Below are 22004 nucleotides of genomic sequence, written 5' to 3' on the forward strand. Positions count from 1 at the left end.
CACCGTTGATTGGTTTTCCGCATTCTCAATGCATCGCGCCATTTTTGATTACGAATGTTGCGGTTCGCAGGCTCACCAGCAACCTACATGAATCCAACCGGCATGCTATTTTTCCACCTTCATAATAAAAACCGCTACCAAGCCCCACCAGAAAACTCTCTGACAAAACTCAATAGCGGTTTGGGTTTATTCACTCCGGAATATGTAATCCGTTCGTAATGGTTTGTTGGGCATGGCTGCCCAACCTACGCTTGAATTAAACGATGAGCGACACATCCTGTGGTCAAGCACATCTAATAAAATCAACAAGTTAAAAAGCCAGCGACAGATGAATTGGTCAATAATACGACACATCTGCTGGTCAAATCAAGGTTTGGCGACACAACAGCTGGTCAAATTCAAAAACCGACGACACATCTTTTGGTCAAATTTTTTTGAAAAAAATTGAGCGAAAAATATCGATATACGATACGAGATTATTTTTTGATGCCATTAATATACAGAAATGTATATATTAAATTTCAAAAAAATTACAGAAATTAAATCTGCAATTTTTTAGGAACGGAAAAGTTTAAGCGGATTTTAAAAGTAAAATATCGGCACGCTTGTATAGTGGAATTTTATTTCCTTTGTCAAAATAATGGCGATTCAACAATCCTCTCTTGTGTAAATTATTCGCGTGAGTTCGGTGCATCCCCAATATTTCACCCGCTTCTGAAGCATTAACATATTCAGATTTTATATCTTTGATTTTTTGAATGTCGGTTGCTTTGACTAACTCCCAATAAATGAAGTCTTTATGTTCAACCATCTCAGCAGAAACCCACTCTCTTTTTAATACGGTCTTGTTAATTTTTAAATCAGACGCCCCGCTTTCCAAAGTAATATAGTCCGGGTTTTCCAAGTATCCAACCAGATTTTCCACTGAGTTTCTTGTTACATATTCTCCGGGTCTTGGGTCCAAAACTCGCTCTAAAACGTTGCGTTGGATAAGTGTTTTCACCTGTTGGATGGACGCATCCAGGCGGCCGCCGACTTCAATTATACTCAAGTGTTGATCATTAATCGGTGTCTCCGCAGCCACTATTCCCTTCGGTTTTCGGCCCGCGTTGGTCGGGCATTTTCCGATATTCGAGATGTTATCAGCCGTCAAATCGCATACTTCCTGGTACCTAAATATACATGTTTTTAATTGGCTTTCCTTTGGGCTAACTGCCGGTTTTATACCAAGAAATGCTAGTTTCGCGGTAAGGTCAGTTGAATTGACGCCAAGTTTTTTGCCCAATGTCCCTACAAGCACATATTTTGTACGAAAAACATCCAGTTGTTCTTTTTTCAGCATGTATTTTAATGAGCCAGCTACTGTCTGTTTTTGGAACGGCAGATAGCCAGTTTTTTGTACCGAGCGGATGATTTCTGGATGGACTTGAAGTTCTTTAGCGACATCGGTTACGGTCAATAGGTGATCCATTCTTTGTGCCTTGATATCCTCTTTCCGGAGGCTATCCATTTCAAGGACCGTGAATAACTCACCAACCGAAATCGTTGTTTCGCGTTCATCGGGTCGAGCGCTGTTTCTTTTTAAGAGTTTAGCGACGGTGTTTGGACTTACTCCCAAGAAAACTTGGATCTCAGCCAGAGATAGCTGGCAATCCAAATCATTTCCAGAAAAAGGCACATCTTTAAATTGTTTATTCAACATATCAGCAGCAATTTTGCTCATTTTTCCATCAGTCGCAAGCAAGGGTAACAGTTTTAACTTTGGGTGCCGCATGTCGCAACTCATGAAATCAACCAGGTAGTGATCAAACTCCTCCTGATTATTGAAATACTGATAGGTAAGATTGGCCGCTGCACTATCATCTTTCAGGGCTCCATCTACTTCTGATATCGTTTTGGCCCAGCTGAAGATTTGAGTGAACTCTTCAGTTCTCTGATCTTGCTCACTAACAAAGTCCTTAACCCAAGTCGCGACCAGGTTTGGTATTCCCTGCGCGGGTTGCTGAGTTACATCGCATTTGCATCGGCAGCACACGCAGATTGCGCCTCGGGAAATCTTCAGCTCGGCCTGGCATTCTGGGCACTGTGTTTGAATTGGAAGGTTATGGATGTGGCATGTCGCATACGGCTTAAACATCCAAATTTTTCTCAAATAAGGTTTCTCATGTAAGCAGACCGGACAGAACGCAGTTCCGTCCTGCCTGAAGAAACCTGCTGGAAAAAAATGGAGCAGAAAACGGCGTAGTGTTCGCGTTGTCGGTCCCTGACGCTCAAGAACCTCCTCCGGGGCAATGCATTTAAGATAGAGGGCGGTTGCCAATTGGAGAAATCGATCCAAGTAATTGATGAGCAAATCGAGGCATGCCTGATTAATGTTGAGCTTCGTTATAGAAACGAGCTGGTGCACATTTTCATAACGATTGCCTTCCGCTGCCCTTATCAGGATGCTGGCCGGAGACTCATCGACATGTGGTATTGGAGTTGATAGTAAACGGTGCCGTCTCACTTGTCTGATCTCCTTCTTCCTAAAGCAATGGCTAAGTCCTTCGGGTTCAAAGCAAAAGGGTTAATTTTTATCATGCTCACCTCTCGTGTGAGACCTGAATCCCAACTTTGCGCCAAGTTATCGATGTCCAATTTTTGTTCACCGTATCTTACGGCTCGTGTAATCGCGTCTTTGAGAAGTGCCACGATGTAAAACGGCATACCTCCAGTTGCGGCCCAAAACTGCTTGGCAAAATGATAGTTACTTGGATTCGGTACGGATTCCAACTCGAATATTTCTTTAGCTTTTCTGAATATTGGAAGCGTAAATGAAACAAACTCGCCGGGTTCAATGCTAGTACCAGCACACAGTGGGTTTAGGTAAAGTTTCTTGGCAAACCGGCGAGAGATTTCATTATCTAACGATTTGGAAAATTCCTCAGTGCCGACAAGGCAGAACGTAGTTTTAGTTTTATTTGTCAACGTTTTAAGGGTTTGGCATGTAGCCTGTTTGGATTTCGTTGTTCTGTTGCTGTTCAGTAAGTTATGAAATTCGTCCAACAATACCAGCTTGGTTTGGGATTCTTCGAGTCTTGTAATTAGTCGTTCAATAATCCCAAACTCAGTACCTGCTTCAGGGTTTGGATCACCTAAGGCAACTAGCAGTGAAGACGCTAATTTTTTTGGTGTTGCATTCGGTGGAACTTCGGCCCAAATGACTTGCTTTTCAATAATTTCAAAATTGTTCTCGATGCGCGTAGTATCTGGATATTTCTTTTGCAAGATAGAACAAATAGTACTTTTTCCCGATCCAGAAGGCGCGAGTAGCGCACAGTTCACCGTCTCGCGGCTAAATGCTGTCAATTGCATGCATTCTTCTATGCTGTCTATCGCGCTTGAAAATGCGCGATATGGCACGATGCACTTATCAAATTTAGTGAGTGATTCCATGAACTTTTGGTTAAGCATAATCAGATCTCCACGAGTGATTTTTTGGTTGATTTATTGTTTAAATTTTTATACATGATCGTGATTTCTATACTTCCAATACTTCGTATTCGTCAATATTTACAGATTCGAAACCATCTTCAGAATTGTCTACATATGCGCGAGTGCGAGTGCTGGAAACTTTTGGTTGGTTTTTGGCACGTTTGTTCGGCTCCGCTTCAGCTTCCGCAACGGCAGCTGATTTTGAGTCGCGAGTTTTTTCATGTATCGTTGTGTCTTCCAAACGCTTACCGTTAGTGGCCTTTTTCTTCTTCTTGTTTTCAAGCGCGTCGTCACGAATTTTATACAACAATCGTGTTAGTCCTAGCTCCCATTTGTACTCACCAATACTCTTCATCTCCGCTTCTGACAATTGTTTGAGTTCTTCACGCACTAATTGGTGTTGATTAAGTGTCAAACCGTTGGTGTAATGCGGCTCGGTTGAGTCAGCTTTGATCAAGGTACTTTCATCATTAGGGTCTTTAACGTACACAGTCGCTAAATCCATTTCGTCTACCAAAACAATCACTTTTATCCCTTCGAACGCAGTCAAAGCGTGAGAATAGTAAGAGAGATCGTGAATCGTCACACGCCCACGGTGTATCGTTCTCGATTCAGGAGCACGAGCTAGATTTTCAACTTCTTCAGCTTCAAGTTTAAGAAGTGGCGCTTCTGCAATAGCTTTTTCCCACATCGAAATCGGAGGTCGCTTGGTTTGTGAATGGGGCTTATTGTCGTAGACATCGTTAATCCAAATATCTACATAACTTTTGACTTGATCCAAGGTGAAGATCGCGTGTTCTGCTGAGTCGTAGTCTCCACGTGCAAGTACATTTGAATGTGTTGTTCCTTCCAATCGTTGAATTAACCATAAGGTTATTGTTCTAAAAAAGCTTTCCACGTTGGCCTTATGATTTGGCTCCCTAACCTGTGAGAGTTCAAGTTGAATTAATAAGCTGTTGCATAGATGAAAGAGAGAAGTATTTATGAATTCGACTCCTCGGTCAGGGATTATCAAATAGGGACATCCGAAATGCTCCAACATTACTTTCACGGCCTGCATGGTTGTTGTCGCAGAAGGTGGAAACAAACTTATGTAATGACCCACGACTCTTTTAGTGTGGATACAGATTATTAACACTAAATATGGTCTGCCAATTGGCTCAAAGGTGTCTGGATCGACGACGATTACGTCGAGGTAATGAGTATCTATTTGAACAATTGACATCGCGTAAGGGACAATTATTTTTTTCCCCGATGCTCGAATAAGCCTTTTCGCTTTTTCCTTTCCATGTTTTGCAATCAATTGGATGTAATGATCGAGAGCTTTGATTTTTCGTTGAATTAATCTTAGGCTCGGTATTTTCACCGTACCATCTCGCTGTACTGGTCCGGCGGTAAAAAGTCTACTTACCACAGCCGCATGGATTTCAACTGCAACTAGCACCAATCCTTTTTTTACAGCTTTTTCAATTTCCTCGGCAATGATCATTTCTGTCTCGCCGTCGAAGCGAGCGCTTGAATTCCCATTGCGTATTGGAACAAGCTTGTTTTGCCCGTATTTTTGGTAGGTATGAATCCATTTTCTAACTGTGTTGTACGCCGGTGACTTGGCTTCTCCGATTTCTTGGGCCGTCTTTTCTATTATACGTATAACCCAGTCCTTTCTAAGATATGATCCGCATCCGGCTTTTATAGCTGTGACATACCTCATTCTCCTTGCTAGCTCTTTGACGTTATCCTCATGCACAATTAGTTTTGCTTCATGTGTAACAGAAATAGACTCATCAGCTAACAATGAATTGTATCGTGTGATGTGAAGCTTAAAGGTTTTCCCTCCGCAGATAGTAGAGTAACGTATTTCGTCACCGTTCACGTATTGGATTTCGTATTCCGTGTCGTGCATTACGAAGCGCGAGCCCTTCGTGGGCAATTGAATCTGGTTCATGCCGCGATCTCCACTGTTGAGTTGACCGCATCTGTGAATGACCATTTTTTGTGAAAGACAAGGAAGTCGCACAGCTCGCCAGGCAGCCCTTCTCGTATAAGCTCAAGACGACCAGCTTGAATTTTTTTAGCGGAAATATTGCGGAGTATTTCGATTGCAATGTCCATTGCATCGGTTGTCCAAAACCTTCGGTGTCCTCGCACATAAAGCATGTTGAGTTTGTGAAATTCATATTTGTTAGGAAGCATATAGCTATCGATGATGCGAAATTCGATTCCTTCACGATAAAGTAGCTCTGCACAGAGAGCGTATCTTTGGAGGACTTCGTCGCCCAAACCTTTGATACTGGGTTTTATTTCAAGTACAACGTACGAGCCGTCCGTGCGCTCGACGACAAAGTCTGGGATGACAAAATGTTTTGCAGAAAGCGTCACGCGTATGGCTTGGGTGACGTAACGTGAGACAACACTTGAGGATTCTAGGCAGATTCCTGTTGCTCGTTCTAATTCGCCTTCAACAAGAAAACCGCCATTAGTTTTTCTACTAGGGAATAACGAGACAACTCGATCTGGGGCTCCGCGTAAGACTTGTCGCTGACTCCCATGAATTACTCCACCGATATCGGGTTTCTGTTTGAATGCTGCTTCAATCTGTTCGTAAAAATCTAAGTTTTTAGAGTACATATTTTTGTCCCCATCTTTTTTAAAGGTTGAGATTTATCGTCCCAAAAAATGGGAGAAAATCTTGAATTTATAGGGGGGACGGATTAGACTATCTCTGTCGATGATGCTTATCGTCCCCAAAAACTGGGTGGTCTTTTCGCAGGGCCCACTCAGTTTTTTTAATCTCTTATTTGCACTACATTTTTTATTCCTCGCGATTTATTTTCTTTGGGCAATACTTACCCGTTGCAAAAAATTTGCTTTTTTAAGTCAGCATAATTTTCGATGGGAATGGTTCTAAAAATTTGTGAACCTTGAAGATGCCTCCCGAAAAATCCTTCTTCTCTTCCCTCATTCGCTGTCACATTTTCATTTGCTCTCTCAAAAAATTCTGTTTTCAAAGTCTTTAGAAGCCCGAAAAAATTGGCGTCAACTCACAAACTATATAACTAAAAATAGGCTCCGCGCAACAGGTGATAGTCATGTAAGTGACTGATAAATATATACAATTTGATATAATATCGACCTGTAAATACATTCTGGTATATTAAATAACTGCTAATTTCGTTTTGAAAATCAACTAGTTAGTAAGCTTTTTTTGAGGTGCTTTTTTTTCTTTGAAATTGTGCCAAAGACATAGAATTATTTTTTTTAAAAATGGCAAATTAGAGAAAAAAACAGTCTATGATAGGCTGAAACTTGGTGCGCCAGTCTGCACGCGCGCGTTTAAACTTTTTTTACTGCGATATAAATATTGGTAATTACCAATTTTTTATATAAAAAATTTAAAGATATTGAAAACGTAATGTTTTGAAAATTTAGAAACAAATTGCATCTTCACTTTTGAAAATCATGCAGGTAAATACCAATTTTGATATCCCGGATATCTGTTGACATGATTTGAATCCCGCATTTGCGGGCCCAGCAAGATTCTCAATTGTTAAGTCCTGGCTTTGCCAGATTTTATCGAATGAGTGATGCTAAATAGTCACTCAGCGCTTGAAGATCGGTTATGGATCGATGAGAAAGTAAGTAATCTTTCGCAGACCGATTTTTGAGGAATGGGCCAGAGTTTGGCTTATTGAACCAAGTAATCGCATGCAGTTCGGTGGGCGCCAATATAAGAAGGGATTTCGATATGGCGAGAAGTAAGCTAATTCTCTCGATTATATCCCACTGAACTGCTAATTTTTCACCTTGGAAAGCCTTGCGCTTCAAATTTCTATAAAGTTCCACATCTATCCCGCCCATCAGAATCGCCACCTCAGCATCATTTAGGTTCCACTGGTCGTGACCAGCCATGCGATCAAGCCATTTGATGCTGTCTGCCAAATACTTTTGAGTTACTTCATTCGAATTTTTTAAGCGCATTTCATCTTGGCTCTGTCCGAAAAGTAGTGGTACTGTGTTTGCATACAGTATGCTCTTTTTCTTTATTGCGCACAATCGTAGAGCTTTAATCACTGATGCTATAGAAGGAGCTGCATATGAAAACTGATCTTATTGAAAAAAGAATGCTTGAAGAGTCGCGGCGACAAGTGATTGTTGGCGCGGAGTGGCTTACTGCTGATGATCTCTTGCAGCGATATCATATCGGATCGGAAGATCTCGATGCTTGGTTGAGGGAGAAGCGCATTTTTGCAATAGAATACGGTGGCCAAACTCTGTTTCCATCTTATGCATTGAACCCGCACGATGATTATCGGCCGCAATCAACTTTGCAAGAAATTATTCTTTTATTCCTAAAGCGAAAAGACTCATGGGGCATCGCGTTTTGGTTTTGTGGGGCATGTGGGATGTTGGGAGGTCGGCGGCCTCAGGACCTATTGGAATCCAGCCCACAGCTGGTGCTTATAGCTGCGCAAGATGAAGCGGCCGGAATAAGTCACGGTTAATTTTCAGTATAATCAGTCTTAGAAGCGAGAAAAATTTCAATTAATTCTGATGGGCAGAATTCTCTTAACTACCTCTTTCGAAGATTCCTTTCTCGGCTTTAGCGCAGCTATATTCAGAGTTCTTAAATGTTCAAATTCTACAATTGTGTCGTGTGCGGTTGGTTTTTTTACTGCTGTCCATAACGTACCCCAAAGGGTGCGTTATTTTGATTTTTACCGTTTATGACCCCAAAAGGGTGCCTTATGATAACTTCTTCAAATTCTGCTCAAGATATCGCTATTACTGTTGGCGAGAGGTTAAAGCGCGCACGGCTTGGCAAAAATCTGAAGCAAAAAGATCTTGCCCTTATGACAGGACTTTCTCGAAAGGTAGTTGTTGCCGCAGAGAGTGGGAGGTTAACTGTCGAAACATTGGCAAGTATTATGATCGCACTTGGTAAAGCTCAGGCATTTGATGCACTTTTGCCTGAGGTGCCTTTTTCACCTGTTCAGTTGTTAAAACTTAAAGGTAAAGAGAGAAAGCGTGCACGGGGGGATCTTCAAGAAACAAAAACCAAAGCGTCGTGGTAACCATGTTCTATTGCTAATCCTCTTATAACCGGATTTAAAAAAAATCGCAATTTTCTCGAATGTAGGTCAACCTAAGAGTAAAAAATATCATGGATAGCACTTTCACCATCGAAGAAGTAGCGAGATTTTATAAAGAAGTTGGCGTGCCATGCGATCTTGGTTGCAATGAGATAGATGTAGAAAAGTGGATAGATTTCTGTGAGGAAAAGTACCCCTATAAAGGTATTTGTACAGTAAAAAAGTGGGCTGTCGTTGAGTGCAAATGCACTGAATATGAAGCGTTTTTGCTAAAAGAAAAATTGGGACTTAAACCATTTGTTTTGAACGCAAATTATGTTATTTGGGATAGCAAATCACGTTGGCGAACTGGAGATTTTGCATGCTCATTTTATCTCGTTGACATCGAAGAAAATTGCTTATTCATCACTAAAAATACTTGTTATATTTTGGTGGGAGAAGGACATAAAAAGTCGATTTCGCCTGCTATGTTGCATGCAATTATGCGCGGTCTTTCTTCTTGATTCGGTGAGTATCTGCAATATCGATGCTATGTTTTCTAACAAATCATTAGCCACAGGAAGCGCAAAACCTCGTAAGACAAAAGCTTGTGTACCGAGATCCTCTTTACCAACAGGATTTTGATTTTCGAATAGATCAATCATCAAGCTTACTCGATTCTAAATAAAGATTAACTGCATAAAATGCTGGTAACGAATTTTCTTCCAATAGAAAGTGTTTTATCGATTTTCCGTTCAGTAATTTACCACTGTTAGTTTTATTAAAAACCGAGATGGATGTTTGCTCATCGAGGCCTAATGAATGAAGTCTTTTCCATATTCCGAGCAAGAGACTAATGCGTTCGGCTGACTCATTTCGAAGCGAAAAAGGGATGTCTGCATATGCCATTTTTTGCGTTTCGACATATTCACTAACATCCATTCCGAGTAGTAGTGCTACTTCTTCGTTTGTGAGATCCCATTTAGCTGCATCACTCATTTTTGTAATCCAATTTATGCTTGCGGAAAAGTGCTCTGGCGTCAGGTCGTGATAGTTGAAAGTCATTTCGCTCTCCATATTTGGCTATCAAGCTCAGATGTGACAGTTCAGGGGTTAGACAGGACAAATTCCAGATTAAATTATTATCCATTTAGATTAAGCGTACATGGGCATTACGTACAGCAGGCCTACCAATTTGCCTGATTTTTTGATGTTGATAAATGCGCCAAAAAGGCGTTTTGTCATTCATGCCCGCCATTTTTTGACGGGTATCAGCCGTTAAAAATCCCTCCTTGCTTCACCTTCCAACACTCTAACGGCCAGAGTGTTTGGGCTGGGTTATGTGCAGTAATTGACGCCAATTCATCCCACGTGCTATGACTACTGCGGATCAAAGCGGAAGTTTGGTTTTTAAATTTAGTTAGCTGTGCATTCCCGAATATATGGGGCCGTCTATCTTCATTTGTGTCACAACATTAATATTCATGGATGCCAAAAATGGTTCGAGAATCGAATGCAATGAAACCCCATGGTTTGTGATTGGCCGAAGTTATGAGGTTTTTCAACTTGCGTTTCAGTTTTATAATAAATTTAGGTGATGACTTGATATGGAACATTTTAGATTGCAAATATTTTCTACTAGTCAGTTGGGTGGGACACTGGATATTGAATTCACGGAAGAGTATGGTGAAATTGTTTTTGATTTTCTTTGGGTTTTTGGAGCAAACTTTAACGTTGAAAGTCAGTCAATTAGTCTCGACTGCCGGCAGCAGTACACAATCGAATTTAGGGGGCGTCTAGATGCGTTCATATCTAAATATAAGCGCTTAATGCCTACAATTCAAAGCCTGGGTAGTAAGTTTAATAAGTTGCAGCGTGATGAATGGTTCTTTGTATTTCAACCAATTGATTTAGATACAAAACAGAAGTATGAGCTTGAGAAGGAGTTAGATATTCTTAATGATCGAAAAGCTGAGGCCAGCGAGGAAGATATTAGAAAATTATTTGGTTCTTTGATGGATAATTATGAGCTTATAAATTTTGATTTGGATAGAGATAGAAAGATAAAAATTGGCGAGGCAAAAAAGTCAAAAAGGATTTGCAGATTCTGCCAAAAATCCGAACCTGAGGTTAGCTTTAAAAAAGAAGCTCATGCGATTTCTGAAGCCTTAGGAAACAAGAAATTAATTATTAATGAAGAGTGTGATGATTGTAACGAATTTTTCGATGAAAATGTTGAGAGAGACTTTATTCATTATCACGACCTTGTGAGAATAGTGTTTGGGGTAAAAAATAAAGAAAACGTTATCCCAAAAATGAAGGGAAAAGATTTTAGATTTTTTAAAAGTAACGAGGGAAACTTAAATGTTGCTGTGGTTGAAAACGTAGAAAGAGATGCAGATCAATTACCAGCAGGCGTAGCCTTAAATACTGGTAAAAAAATAAAATTACAAAATTTATATAAAGCTTTGTGTAAGTTTTCCCTGAGTGTCATCGAAACAAAACATCTCAAGCACTTTGGTGAAACGATTAAGTGGCTGAAAGGTGAAAGAGATGTGGAATTGTTGCCTAAAATAGCTGTATTAAAAAGTTCACATGCCCTTACGAATACACCAGAACTGACGTTGCATTTGAGGAATAATGAAAACCACAATATTCCTTATTTGGTGGGGGAATTTAAATTCACGTTTTATGTGTATGTTTTTATTGTCCCGCTTTCTGATGGTGACTCAAAGTGCTTTCTGACTACTGATGAATACCAAGGCTTCTTAAACTGCTTCCTCCATATTAGAGATACTCCCGGAATTAGTTACGATGATTTTTCTCAAAATATTGAGAGGGATCTCAAGTTTAATATAAGTTTTGAAAAAAATGAAAAACTGCCAGATAGTATCAGATCTTCACCTTAGTAGCTCTTATTAATCGGAAAGTTATAGCGCTACTGAATTCAGTAATAGCCTGCGATTGGCGGATCTGTTATTAAAGAGTCTTTAAAACATAGACAGACATATTTTGGCGCCAAAGGCGGAAATTTTCTATCTAATAAAGTTATTATGTGAAAAAGGTAGTACGTAGTGAATATTCAGCAAGAAACTCTATCAGTTACAATCAAGGTGCTTAAAGTCAATTCTAGTAAAATGACACTATCAGTTTTTAAGCAGCTTCCAACCAAAGAAATCATCGATGAAAACTTTAATATTCAAGGTAAAGTTTGGGGCATAGTAAATTATCACTTATCAAACCAACCCAAATATGAAAAAAACATCATCTGGCAAAACGGTAACAATCTTTATCGCTGCGCTGTAAGGCCACTTACTTATTCTCCAGAGCAGGCCAAGCGCAATCAGGATAATCCGGCGATAAACTTGTATAAAGAGCTTCCTCATCAAAAATTATTTAAAGCCGTTGAGGATACACCGTATGAAAACATAAAAAGTATTTCTGAACTATTTGAAAAATACAGAGAAATTTACAAAACTTTAATTAATTCCGAACAACTATTTATAGCCACATAATAAAGCATTTCAGCATAATGTACTTCGTGAGCTGGACAGTTTGTAAGTAGCGGTTTGTGGTCTTGCTGCGCAAAAAGCAACCCATAAAACAACAACTTCTAAGCTGCCCCTGCACTCAGCGTTAAATTATCTCAGAGGAAGCTATGTTTCCAAACTATCCAGTTTTAATTTGTCGTCGCTGCACCAATTCTTTTGAAGTAACAAATGAATTACGTGCCGAGACTCAAATTTTAGGTAGAATCGAATGTCCATCATGCAAATATGAAACAGTTGGGGCTGGCGTCCAATCTTTTTTGCAATTCTACTCTCGCCTCGTTCATTCTGAAAAAGCAATGGCGGCAGAAGGAATATCCTTTGTCGGGGCAGGAGCGAAAGACATAATGGATCTTGGTCATTTTAGCTGGCTTAAAGAAACAATGAGCTTTCAGTGCAAAAATTGTACTCACAACTGGAAAATAAAATTTGACCAGAGCGCCTTACACTTTAAAAAGAATCCTAAAATGTTTTGCTGTCCTTCATGTTTAAAAAGTCCTTCACCATCAATTACTAAAGAATTTTTCATGTGTCTCAATCAAACATTCGAAGGCTCATTTAAGTTTGTTCATGCGCAGTGGGATATATTTTCCCCATTTGGAATGTCTGTACCATTAAAGAAAATACAATCTAAAATATTCGCAACTAAATACCCAATTTAACGAGTCGGTCCAGCACCTTAACCGATTCAAAAACAATTCATGGAAAGTACTAAATTCCTATGTTCAGGCAGGTATTCATTCTATTCGACGACAGCAGTCGTACTTTCCGGTGAGCAACCTATTTAGAAAGATGTGCTGACCTTGCCTTTGAATTTAATGAATGTATGCCTCCGTCGTTGTGATGGTAATTATCCTCATCTGACGAAAGATACCTGGAACACCCAGTTGAAGCATTTGGTAGCGATCTTTGAGGCGAGCGCACTTCTCCATTATTAAGCTAGCCATAAACAGGTCAACTGTACGATTGGTTTGGCCGCTTTCATGGCCGCTTCTATAATTAATATCTTATTGATAAATAAGTATATTTTTATATAAGTTCATAGTTATCTGCGAAATTTTGGCCGGTTTATACCTCCGAAGTGAAACAAGGAGCACTTTGAATCATGGGGAGGTCGGTGTTGAATTGTGCGCAAATTTGACTCGCATTAGTGTTTAATAATTATCCTGATAATAAGACTCTTGGGTCTCGAATGGAGACCTCAGTGGCGGTCGGCAGGAATTGATCTTGCTGACCTTGATTATGACCAGTACGGTGCCGCTATTAAGTAAATTAACGAACAGTAATTCGAATTCTCTGCTTTTAGATGGTGATTCCGATTTTTAGCTTTTATTCTTTAGATAGTCTAGGCCGAAGATCTAATACATGTACCGCAAGCAATACGGCACCTCCCATCATCTTCTCTACACGTTTTGCTTCGTTCATAAGTAAAGCTTTCAATTTTCCTAGGCCAATTCGTTTGCCGGTTTCAGGATGTTCCCACATGCGATTTATCGCAATCGTAATAAGCAAGCATCCAGAACGACTATTTTCAGATGCCATATACTTGAGCACTAGCTGATCATAAATTGTTTGAACTAAATCCTGAGCAGATCGCTTATCTGCAAGCTTAAGTTCAATCACTGCTTCGTGATTCGAGGTTGCAGAACGCAGTCGGATATCAGTTTCTTTTTCTTCAGCGGTAGCAGCTTCCTGATCAACTTTATAAAGGTTATTTGCAGCGTTTCGAAGCTCTCTTGAAATTTCACGTCGCATTACTCTTTCACTCTCTATTCCCGCCCAAGCCTCTTTTGGTGAAATGTCTTGTAGCAATAGATCATCAAGATCCGCTAATCGATCAGTCATTATCGAAAACATCGCTTCTTTAGTAGAGGCTGGCGCCTCACCGGTCTTATCAAGAGCAACGAATTGGGCATCACTAAAAATATCTGAATCAATTTCCTGTGCCCAGCGTTCTTCAGCGACGGCAAAAATCCTATCTTTAAAGTGGGCACAAAGTGGATCGTTTGCCATTTCTAACTTGGCAGCCCAACCTTCCTCACCTTTTGAATCGAATAAGGCGGTGACTATCTCATTTCGTGCGCGTTCCGCGTCATTTCGAATACCAGATGACTCTTGATCATCATAATCTACATCTTCATTTCGTCTAACGTATTGATACGCAAGTCGAAGTAGTCGCAGCAAAATTGCGGGAGTAAAAGATTCGGATCTTAAATTAACTGTATCAAATCTATCTCCGAACAGTAGGCCAAACCATGTAAGTGCCTCGACTTTTAACTCGGGCTTGATATTTTTTAGAATTCTTTCAAGTTCCAAAACTCCTTGTTCCGCGTCGATTTTCATCAGAGTCGGAAGCCAAATATATAAAAATTCACTCGGCAAGTCAGCTCGCACACGTTCTATGGCTATCGTCAGCAACTGATGCCTAATAGTTTCGCTCCCATGTTTTAGCAATATGCGAATTACTTGTCGCAGACGCTCTGCTGCTTTGTTAATGAATTCTGCTTCTTCGGGATAGTAAACATAAGAAGCAACCCAAGTCTGAAGGCGCGGGATGAATATTGCAGCGATGGAATTCGTAGTATCCTGAATACTCTGCAAAAGTATTGAATTGCTTTGTGAGTCAAGTTTGCTATTGAGTTCCCAGATCAATTCATTACCAACTATTGCGTCCACTTGATTCGGATAAGCGTTAATTAGAGATTCGATCCAATGAGGCAGATTAAAGTCAATCAATGCGTATCTTGATGCAAGTGCTGCTTCATCTGCATTTATATTTCTTACCCAATTAAGATCCTCTGCTTCAGCATAAATTGCGGCAAGTCCAAGCTGCCAACGAATTAAATAGGTTCGTCGCTGATTCTCAGGCCTTTCACTTGGAATCGTTGGAATTTCTCCTCGCCAAATTTTCATTAATGCAAGTCGAAGTTGATTGGCAGTCTCTTTAGAAAAATGCTCTTCAATAAAACGTCGATTCCACCCCGATGATCTGCCAACTTCGCCGTCCTGGCTCATTGCTCGCCAGAGTGACCAAGCAGTCTCCCAGCTTCTTTCCGGTGAAAAAACATTATCAGGTTTTAAAGCTACTTCACGCCAAAACAGAATCCAGCTCGCCCGAGCTTTTGCCTCTCTTCGCTCTCGTTGCTCCTTTCGCTCAGCTTCTTTCTTTTCCCATGACTGAATTTCTTTAGCTTTGCTGGCAGAACTAAGGCGTTTTTTAATAACTTCTACAATGTATGGACTGTCGTGGACAAGAAGTTCAAGTGTCTGGATACGGTCCCTCCATTGCTCGTGACCTACTAAAAGATTCAGAATGCCCTCTAATAACATGAACCGCTCACTATGTGAACGTGACTTGTTGCCAAGAGCTTCTGTTATCCATGGCAAATCTCGATCAATACGAATTTCCGTTATGCCGTGGTATCCCACAATTTCCATTAGGCGCTTCCACGGATCGGTAACCTCGTGAAGTGATTGCGAGAAAGCATCTGCAACCCAAAAAAGACGAGAATTATCCTCTGGCCCAAGGTTCGTTAATATCTTTTTTAGTGCGGAGACTTTATCGTCATGGTAGGTCCGATCATAAAGATGCAAAGCGAGCACGCTAGCGTGAAACCATTCTTTACTTTTACTAAAAGGCAACCCACGTGCGCAGGTTGCAATCAATAGACTATTCAGGTGTGATCGTTCACTTACAATATGTGGCCATGCTTCAGTCCATTTAAGTCCACTGGACAACAAATTAACGATTCCGTCTCGAAGCTCTTCGAGATCAGGAAAACTTATCTCCGCATCGCGTATTAGGTATGGCATCTGGCTGAGACCATCGACCGCTCGTCGATTCTTTTTAACTAATCTGCCAATGGATTTGCAAAACTGCTGAATCGAAACATTTTTTGGGAACATTCTTATTGCAACAGCACGCGTAACCTCATCCGACCATCGCGCTCTACCTTTCGACATTGAATGTGCGATATCGGTTAATCGTGAATCGTTAACTGCAATCATCGCGTCTAGTGCAACCATTCTTTCGGCAGTCACACCCTTGATGTTCCGAAAGCAATTGAATGCGATGTCGGCACATTTCTGTATACGTCCCATTTCTATAATGGAAAGCACCGTCTCGCGAACCTCTGAGTTTTCAATACCTTTACGCCAAAGCCGTGTGATTTCATCTGATAATTCAGGCGCGGCAAATCGATGGATCTGAATGTATGGAACACTTAATCCTCTCCAGCCACCACGACCATATCGGTCAGCGTATGCACTAAGCGCCTGAACACGCTGGTGGATAGTTAGGGATTCAGGATCTCCTTCGTTAAGTAGAACGGTTGGCTCGTGGTCGCGTAGCAACTCGAATACTCTCGAATCCCAAATTGCTACCCATGCAACTACCGCTCTTTTTGATGGAAGAACTATGGTTTTTCCTTTAGTGTCTGCAAACAATAACCTCTTAAGAGCACGGAAGGGCATGCCTTGCTTGGCAAGTATTTGTAGGCGATGAGCGGCAAGAAACTCCGCTACCGAGCGGTGGTGAAAACGTACACGGCCATAAGAGGAAAACCCAAACAATGATCGTTCAAGCAGAGCTTTTCTCTCGCTCTGGTTCCAGTCGGCCAGTACAATTGCTGGATCAATAGCTGCCTCATCGTTAATTGAGTCGGACTCGGCGTTATGCCTGATAGTTAGTCTGCGAGTTACAAGCATTGCGAGCGCGAGCCGACTCGCACCCTCGATGGCTTTCTCCATAGATAGCTCGGCAGGTTCAGCCCTGCCATATCTGGGCTGTAGCTTCACATGTATATTGGTCTCAACCTGATCGCGGTGAGTGCGAATTCGTTTGTGTGCGTTCCAATCTGCGCAGAGTTCGATTAGATCTTGGGGTCTTCTTGCGAATTCTTGTGCATTACGTCTTTTCAAATCACTCAGCATCTCAGTTGGGCTTTCAACCCCTTGGTCTTTTGCAAAATCAACAATTTGATTATCTGAAAGAGGCATTAACGCTACTGTCCTCCAATCCTTTATCGCTTCATCGTCTTCAACCTTTGTACCCTTTGGGTTTAGTACGATTTGTGCGAAGGTCTCTCCACTTGATTCTATTCGTGGGGCAGGAGGGATTGGCAATATTTGTCTTACAAGCTGAACGTCAAATGGGATCGGCCTGGTGGTAATTACGATTCGAGCGCGAGCAAGCTGACCGTTTATTCCTTTTTTTAGGCGTTTGAGAGCTTGTTCGAATGATTGCTGGGTTAACTTCAGTTCATCGATGGAGTCGAGAAAAAACGTCGCTGTATCAGACTGAGATGCTAACCACTCGTCTAAGCGAGCCTCCTCATCTGCGTCAAGCTGTGTCCGAAGATCTGACATGGCGAGGGAAGCGAGTTCGATGAAGAATGCAGGTTCTCCGGCAGCAACCGCTCGCTGAGCCTGGTTGCGGCATTCGTATGTTTTGCCAGCACCTGCCTCTGAGATAATCAACACACGCCTTGACTGAAACAATCCCTGCCATGTAAGACCTTCTTTCCACCCTAAGTTGACTAAAAATGATTGCTGGTCTGCATTGCGGAGATCCGCCTCGCGTATATCTTGAAAAATTCGTTCGATCATCGATTAACTAATTCCACTCTGTTAATGAATTTTCAGGTTCAAGGGGTAGATAGCTTACAGTAAACATGGCTGTAGAGATAAGCTGGAAGCGAGTAAGCCTATCGATAGGCCCATCATGTCCATTCCGTAGGATTTTTTTATTTCTGGTCTATTTTCAGAATAGATTAGTGTCTTTCTTGGTGTGGGATGATAAAGGTGCGTAGCATGAAATTTAACAAGAAAGATTATGGAATTAGCTACAATAGAAACTGCAAATCCATCTGGGAATAGAGATGCAGTTATCCACAACTCCTTGTTAATGGGGGGTTACATTTGATTCGGATTTTTTAGCAATACTGAGATCTGTTCTGAAAACCCTCAACACGTCTGACTCGGGTATCTCTATCGCTGCTTCGGCAGTTCGTACATAGATAATTCCCTCATTGCGAAGGTAAATCCTACCTGTTATCTGGCTTTTATCTCTGAACTCGATTGTTGCACATGGGAGATATCTCCGGTTTTCAAGAGGGTTGCAATTGAAATTTTTCACCTCATCGGCTGCCATCCTAGAGCCCAAAGCAGCAGGAATAATTAATATAATAGTGGGCATAACTAACATCGCGACTAGTAGGGGGAGCATCAAAAAAGTAAGAAAGTTAATTGAGAATATTCCTGCACCAGACAAAATAAATACTTTTTTCATTGTGAGTTGAGGAGATGGAAACTCAGGTTTTGTTTTTTTGAGGTGCTATCGTCACCGCTCTTTTTTCGAGTTTGAATTACTCCCCAACCAACCAATATGATAACGACTGAAGTTATTGCTGAAATTACGAATGTTGCTAGCCAGCCGTCATTGATTTGCTTGAAATAAGTGGTTTGGAAATCAGTTACCGCTAAATCTGTTGTGAACAATAAGCTATGAAACGCATGTAAGTACGTAGAGCCTACGTCAAAAGGTATTTTGGGAGAGCTAAATCCGATACCCTCTAAATAATAGGCAAGACTGCAATAACCGAAAAAATAGATACATCCTGGTGAAAGAATTAATGCAATTTTCTTCCATGAAAAAGAGCTATTTTTCGATGCTGGAGTATCTTCAGATTTGCTAGGTTGCTGGTCTTTCCTTTGGTTCATTTTGTTCTTTGTTTGGCTCATGGATTATCCGAAAGTTAAAAATTAAGAAATATCGCTAACAAATTTAGTCAATAAAAAGTCTTTGTGTGACTTTATTCATTTGGAGAATTTGGAGTTGAACTAGCGAATGTGATTTGCCTAATAATAAAATTGTCAATTACACGTTATTACGTGAATGCCCATTAAAAATAGTGTCGCATAAACCATCTTTGTTTTGGGTGTATGCTATTTACTGCGACAAAAAACTGTGATTCTATACGCAAAACAAAGTTTACATTTCTTGATTTTTCCATCTACATTCTCATCAACATGGAGTAGCCGTTATGGTTAGTTGTCTTTCTTTAAAATACGTTTACCTATAGAAAATCCGCTTCAAGATAATTTTTAAAATGGGTTTCCTATGCATACCCTCAGGGATTTTTTTAACTGAAAAAAGGTGCGGATATGTTCGATCTATCTTTAGTTCCAAATCTTGGCGAAAATAGACCTGATCTATTTGCTTTTCAGTGGGACGCAATTTTTGAAGCATTGGCTGCAATTGTGTTGCTCTCATTAGTTGTTGAAAGATTTTTATCTCCAATTTTTGAGAGTTCTTGGTACATAGTAAAACAAAAACAGTGGGACGTAGAGGGAAAAGGAAACTACAAGGCTCCAATTGCATTTTTTGTTTCACTTTTAGCTTGTATTGCAACAGGTGTAGATATTTTGGCTGTTATGTCTCAATCGCCAAAAGTCTCTGTAGTGGGTTTTATTTTTTCTGCTGGGGTGGTCGCTGGTGGAAGTAAAGGATCAATAAAACTATTTAGAGACTTTTTGGACTTTAAGAGCACTGCTTACCGAGAATACAAGGAAGATGGTGAATCAGCGAAGGCTGCCCAAAATATACCTTCAGCCGTAGTAGCGAATTCATTGGCAGCAACATCTATTTCACCTTCTTCAACAATTAGTGTTGACGGTGCACAAGTGCAAGCAACACCCTCTATTTCAGCCACCTCAGTTGCTCCAGTAGTGCTTGTAGTTTCACCTCCAAAGGTGTGACACCATGAAAAATATTATAGGCTTTTTATTTGTTGGGGTATTAGCCTTCAGTGGCTTTGTTAAAGCTGATTATATTGTTGCCGCTAGGGATATGTTGTTAAAAAATGCTCCCGAGGTAAATGCAAGCACAGTAGCAACTGTAAAAAAGAAAAATAAATTATTGATCGTTGGAGATGGGCTTCAGCAAAATGGGTATTACAACGTCGAGTTGGCTGATGGCAGCATTGGCTATGTATATAGGACTGTCGGGCGTCTTGTTGTAGAGGAAGATGTTCCGACCACTGACATAGATTCAGATCCAATTGTTGATGTCGATGAGCAAGACACTTCTTATGGCCGTCATCTAATTTTTGGAGTTCCTGACAAAAGTGACCAAGTGCTGTGTAGAGAGGGTTATGCGCTTGGTTACAGCTACGATTACAAAATTCCTGTATGGGTTTCATATTCCGTAACAGCTAAATCCGCTGCTATGAAAATCGGAGAACACGACGAAGCTGGTGGTTTTACTGAGGATATAAATATTCCGGCGGAATTTAGATCTAAAAACTCAGATTATAGATCCACAGGCTACGACAAGGGGCACATGGCACCTAATGCAGTTATGGATTTCAATTTGAAGTCTCAAAAAGAAAGCTTTTTTCTAAGTAATACATCCCCGCAGTTACCGGGATTTAACAGGAATATGTTCGGACATCATGGGGTGTGGGGGCGTGTAGAGGATTTGGAGCGTGGATGGGTCAAAGAACGTGGAGAATTGATAGTAATTGCCGGAACTTATGTCGCTCAAGATGCTGAACATATTGGTGATGGTGTAGCAATACCTAGTCATTTTTCTCGAATATTATTTGATCCTATAAAGTTGGAAAGTCTGGCTTTCTGGATGCCGCATGAAGTTAACACGGCAAATAAGATAGATACCTATCTTACTAGTATTGACGATATTGAATCAAAAACCAATATTGAATTTTTGAGTGCTATTAGCAAAGAAATACAAGATTCAATTGAAAGCAAACGGTCATCATCCGTTTGGCATTAGCTTATGGTTGTATACGAATAATTAAGGTTTTAATTTTGACCTCAAAGAGCATATTTTCGATCATTCTTAAGTTAAAGGATTTTACCATGAAAGAGGAAGTTATTAGAGACTCCCTAGCATTAATTTTTACTGGAAATCTCCATGAAGAGAGTAAAAAATATGACACATTAGATGTCACGTCATCAAAATATGTATCAGCTCTTGAGAGGTTTCGGAAAAAACATCATGACTGGCTTTATGCGCGTGGAATGCAGGCCTATGGTCTAGGGGAAAAGCTTACTAAAGGATTTTATGACTCATCAATTGTTCTACGTTTCTATGTGGAAAAGAAAAAGCCTCTTTCGAAGCTCACTTCTAGAATACCTAAAAGCATTCAAATGCCGGGATTTGGGAAAATTGAAACCGATGTTATTGAGGTTGGAAAAGTAAGTTTTCAATCTTTAAAGCAAAAGGTTCGTCCAGTTTCACCTGGCTACAGTGTTGGTCGCATTGATGGTTCGTCGGGATCTATAGGTTGTATTGTAAAAGATGCAGGTGGCAGATTTTATATAATGAGTTCTGCACATGTTCTTTCTGACTTTGGCACCGTCGATCAGGGTGACCTTATAGTGCAACCATCATTTGCTAATGATGCAAACATCCAAAGAAATATAGTTGCTAAATTAAGCTCCTATTTAAAAATCGAATTTCATCCGACTTTATATAATAACCGTTTCGATGTAGCGCTTGCCGAAATAAGTGGAAATCTGGTATCACCAATTGTTAGCCAAATCGGAGTGAGACCCACAGGTTTTAACACTCAGTTGACGCGAGGTATGCAGGTTAAAAAAGTCGGTAGTCAGTCTGGTTTGACGTTAGGTCAAATTTCTGAAGTTGATTGTGTTTATTCGACAGTAATTACATTGCCTAATGGGCAGAGGAAAAGAGCCGGATTTTACAACCAAGTGGCCTGTACTTCTTTTTCTTCTGGAGGTGATAGTGGTTCAGCTGTGCTCGATGTTAATAACAATCTAGTTGGAATTCATATGGCTGGTTCTCCGTCAATAAGTATCTTTAATAGAGTGAAGCCTGTTTTCGATAAGTTGCAATTGCAACTTGCCTAACGTTAAAGGAAATTAG

The 22004-nt window shown here is 40.6% G+C and carries 18 protein-coding genes and 1 pseudogene; 10 read left to right on the forward strand and 9 right to left on the reverse strand.

What is annotated here, in order from left to right:
- Positions 1–571 precede the first annotated feature (571 nt).
- The 5 genes from AC1RJL_RS04560 to AC1RJL_RS04580 all read right to left on the reverse strand — a co-directional run bounded on the left by AC1RJL_RS04560 (position 572) and on the right by AC1RJL_RS04580 (position 7452).
- On the reverse strand, positions 572–2506 hold the full coding sequence (locus AC1RJL_RS04560) for a TniQ family protein (protein WP_492911555.1): 1935 nt from the start codon (positions 2504–2506) through the stop codon (positions 572–574).
- Positions 2503–3453 (reverse strand): TniB family NTP-binding protein, encoded by a 951-nt coding sequence (locus AC1RJL_RS04565; RefSeq protein WP_492911556.1) that lies wholly within the window; start codon positions 3451–3453, stop codon positions 2503–2505. The genes AC1RJL_RS04560 and AC1RJL_RS04565 overlap by 4 nt, the downstream gene beginning before the upstream one ends.
- A 67-nt stretch (positions 3454–3520) precedes the next feature.
- Positions 3521–5419, reverse strand: coding sequence for a transposase (locus AC1RJL_RS04570; RefSeq protein WP_492911557.1), 1899 nt, complete (start codon positions 5417–5419; stop codon positions 3521–3523).
- Positions 5416–6102, reverse strand: coding sequence for a hypothetical protein (locus AC1RJL_RS04575; RefSeq protein WP_492911558.1), 687 nt, complete (start codon positions 6100–6102; stop codon positions 5416–5418). The genes AC1RJL_RS04570 and AC1RJL_RS04575 overlap by 4 nt, the downstream gene beginning before the upstream one ends.
- Before the next feature lie 942 nt (positions 6103–7044).
- Positions 7045–7452, reverse strand: a complete 408-nt coding sequence (locus tag AC1RJL_RS04580; RefSeq protein ID WP_492911559.1) for a hypothetical protein — start codon at positions 7450–7452, stop codon at positions 7045–7047.
- Between the two features lie 116 nt (positions 7453–7568).
- On the opposite strand from AC1RJL_RS04580, the gene AC1RJL_RS04585 reads away from it, so the two are divergent.
- The 3 genes from AC1RJL_RS04585 to AC1RJL_RS04595 all read left to right on the forward strand — a co-directional run bounded on the left by AC1RJL_RS04585 (position 7569) and on the right by AC1RJL_RS04595 (position 9067).
- On the forward strand, positions 7569–7976 hold the full coding sequence (locus tag AC1RJL_RS04585; protein ID WP_492911560.1) for a hypothetical protein: 408 nt from the start codon (positions 7569–7571) through the stop codon (positions 7974–7976).
- 243 nt (positions 7977–8219) lie between these two features.
- Positions 8220–8546 carry a helix-turn-helix domain-containing protein gene (locus AC1RJL_RS04590; RefSeq protein WP_492911561.1) on the forward strand — a complete coding sequence of 109 codons (327 nt, stop codon included), beginning with the start codon at positions 8220–8222 and terminating at the stop codon, positions 8544–8546.
- An 89-nt stretch (positions 8547–8635) separates the two neighbouring features.
- Positions 8636–9067 carry a DUF6957 family protein gene (locus AC1RJL_RS04595; protein ID WP_492911562.1) on the forward strand — a complete coding sequence of 144 codons (432 nt, stop codon included), beginning with the start codon at positions 8636–8638 and terminating at the stop codon, positions 9065–9067.
- Positions 9068–9200: 133 nt separating this feature from the next.
- On the opposite strand, the gene AC1RJL_RS04600 is transcribed toward AC1RJL_RS04595, so the two are convergent.
- Positions 9201–9608, reverse strand: coding sequence for a hypothetical protein (locus tag AC1RJL_RS04600; protein WP_492911563.1), 408 nt, complete (start codon positions 9606–9608; stop codon positions 9201–9203).
- Positions 9609–10150: 542 nt separating this feature from the next.
- Between AC1RJL_RS04600 and AC1RJL_RS04605 the strand changes: the two genes are divergently transcribed.
- The 4 genes and pseudogenes from AC1RJL_RS04605 to AC1RJL_RS04620 all read left to right on the forward strand — a co-directional run.
- Positions 10151–11452: an HNH endonuclease gene (locus tag AC1RJL_RS04605; protein WP_492911564.1), complete on the forward strand. Its 1302-nt coding sequence runs from the start codon at positions 10151–10153 to the stop codon at positions 11450–11452.
- 165 nt (positions 11453–11617) lie between these two features.
- Positions 11618–12058, forward strand: coding sequence for a hypothetical protein (locus AC1RJL_RS04610; RefSeq protein ID WP_492911565.1), 441 nt, complete (start codon positions 11618–11620; stop codon positions 12056–12058).
- A gap of 143 nt (positions 12059–12201) precedes the next feature.
- Positions 12202–12753, forward strand: coding sequence for a hypothetical protein (locus AC1RJL_RS04615; protein WP_492911566.1), 552 nt, complete (start codon positions 12202–12204; stop codon positions 12751–12753).
- Between the two features lie 49 nt (positions 12754–12802).
- Positions 12803–12892, forward strand: a pseudogene (locus AC1RJL_RS04620) (hypothetical protein); the annotation flags it as partial.
- A gap of 528 nt (positions 12893–13420) precedes the next feature.
- Here the strand turns inward: AC1RJL_RS04620 and hyoA are convergent.
- From hyoA to AC1RJL_RS04635, 3 genes are all read right to left on the reverse strand, one after another.
- On the reverse strand, positions 13421–17698 hold the full coding sequence (gene hyoA, locus AC1RJL_RS04625; protein ID WP_492911567.1) for an NACHT domain-containing antiphage protein HyoA: 4278 nt from the start codon (positions 17696–17698) through the stop codon (positions 13421–13423).
- A 295-nt stretch (positions 17699–17993) separates the two neighbouring features.
- Entirely contained in the window at positions 17994–18380 is a 387-nt protein-coding gene (locus AC1RJL_RS04630) for a hypothetical protein (protein ID WP_492911568.1), read from the reverse strand.
- Complete coding sequence (locus AC1RJL_RS04635) at positions 18377–18832, reverse strand: hypothetical protein (RefSeq protein WP_492911569.1); 456 nt, start codon at positions 18830–18832, stop codon at positions 18377–18379. The genes AC1RJL_RS04630 and AC1RJL_RS04635 overlap by 4 nt, the downstream gene beginning before the upstream one ends.
- Before the next feature lie 423 nt (positions 18833–19255).
- Between AC1RJL_RS04635 and AC1RJL_RS04640 the strand changes: the two genes are divergently transcribed.
- The 3 genes from AC1RJL_RS04640 (at position 19256) to AC1RJL_RS04650 (ending at position 21988) form a co-directional block, all read left to right on the forward strand.
- A complete protein-coding gene (locus tag AC1RJL_RS04640) occupies positions 19256–19849 on the forward strand; it encodes a hypothetical protein (RefSeq protein ID WP_492911570.1) in 594 nt (197 codons plus the stop codon).
- A 4-nt stretch (positions 19850–19853) separates the two neighbouring features.
- A complete protein-coding gene (locus AC1RJL_RS04645; protein WP_492911571.1) occupies positions 19854–20885 on the forward strand; it encodes a DNA/RNA non-specific endonuclease in 1032 nt (343 codons plus the stop codon).
- Positions 20886–20971: 86 nt separating this feature from the next.
- On the forward strand, positions 20972–21988 hold the full coding sequence (locus AC1RJL_RS04650; RefSeq protein WP_492911572.1) for a trypsin-like peptidase domain-containing protein: 1017 nt from the start codon (positions 20972–20974) through the stop codon (positions 21986–21988).
- Positions 21989–22004: the final 16 nt, after the last annotated feature.

This window comes from Cellvibrio sp. GW822-FHT04B05, assembly GCF_058800985.1.

Bases quoted from the DNA above. Each gene is read 5' to 3' on its own strand.
- AC1RJL_RS04565 (WP_492911556.1), bottom strand. From the start codon at position 3,453: ATGCTTAACCAAAAGTTCATGGAATCACTCACTAAATTTGATAAGTGC.
- AC1RJL_RS04570 (WP_492911557.1), bottom strand. From the start codon at position 5,419: ATGAACCAGATTCAATTGCCCACGAAGGGCTCGCGCTTCGTAATGCAC.
- AC1RJL_RS04575 (WP_492911558.1), bottom strand. From the start codon at position 6,102: ATGTACTCTAAAAACTTAGATTTTTACGAACAGATTGAAGCAGCATTC.
- AC1RJL_RS04580 (WP_492911559.1), bottom strand. From the start codon at position 7,452: ATGCGCTTAAAAAATTCGAATGAAGTAACTCAAAAGTATTTGGCAGAC.
- AC1RJL_RS04585 (WP_492911560.1), top strand. From the start codon at position 7,569: ATGAAAACTGATCTTATTGAAAAAAGAATGCTTGAAGAGTCGCGGCGA.
- AC1RJL_RS04590 (WP_492911561.1), top strand. From the start codon at position 8,220: ATGATAACTTCTTCAAATTCTGCTCAAGATATCGCTATTACTGTTGGC.
- AC1RJL_RS04595 (WP_492911562.1), top strand. From the start codon at position 8,636: ATGGATAGCACTTTCACCATCGAAGAAGTAGCGAGATTTTATAAAGAA.
- AC1RJL_RS04600 (WP_492911563.1), bottom strand. From the start codon at position 9,608: ATGACTTTCAACTATCACGACCTGACGCCAGAGCACTTTTCCGCAAGC.
- AC1RJL_RS04605 (WP_492911564.1), top strand. From the start codon at position 10,151: ATGGAACATTTTAGATTGCAAATATTTTCTACTAGTCAGTTGGGTGGG.
- AC1RJL_RS04615 (WP_492911566.1), top strand. From the start codon at position 12,202: ATGTTTCCAAACTATCCAGTTTTAATTTGTCGTCGCTGCACCAATTCT.
- hyoA (WP_492911567.1), bottom strand. From the start codon at position 17,698: ATGATCGAACGAATTTTTCAAGATATACGCGAGGCGGATCTCCGCAAT.
- AC1RJL_RS04630 (WP_492911568.1), bottom strand. From the start codon at position 18,380: ATGAAAAAAGTATTTATTTTGTCTGGTGCAGGAATATTCTCAATTAAC.
- AC1RJL_RS04635 (WP_492911569.1), bottom strand. From the start codon at position 18,832: ATGAGCCAAACAAAGAACAAAATGAACCAAAGGAAAGACCAGCAACCT.
- AC1RJL_RS04640 (WP_492911570.1), top strand. From the start codon at position 19,256: ATGTTCGATCTATCTTTAGTTCCAAATCTTGGCGAAAATAGACCTGAT.
- AC1RJL_RS04645 (WP_492911571.1), top strand. From the start codon at position 19,854: ATGAAAAATATTATAGGCTTTTTATTTGTTGGGGTATTAGCCTTCAGT.
- AC1RJL_RS04650 (WP_492911572.1), top strand. From the start codon at position 20,972: ATGAAAGAGGAAGTTATTAGAGACTCCCTAGCATTAATTTTTACTGGA.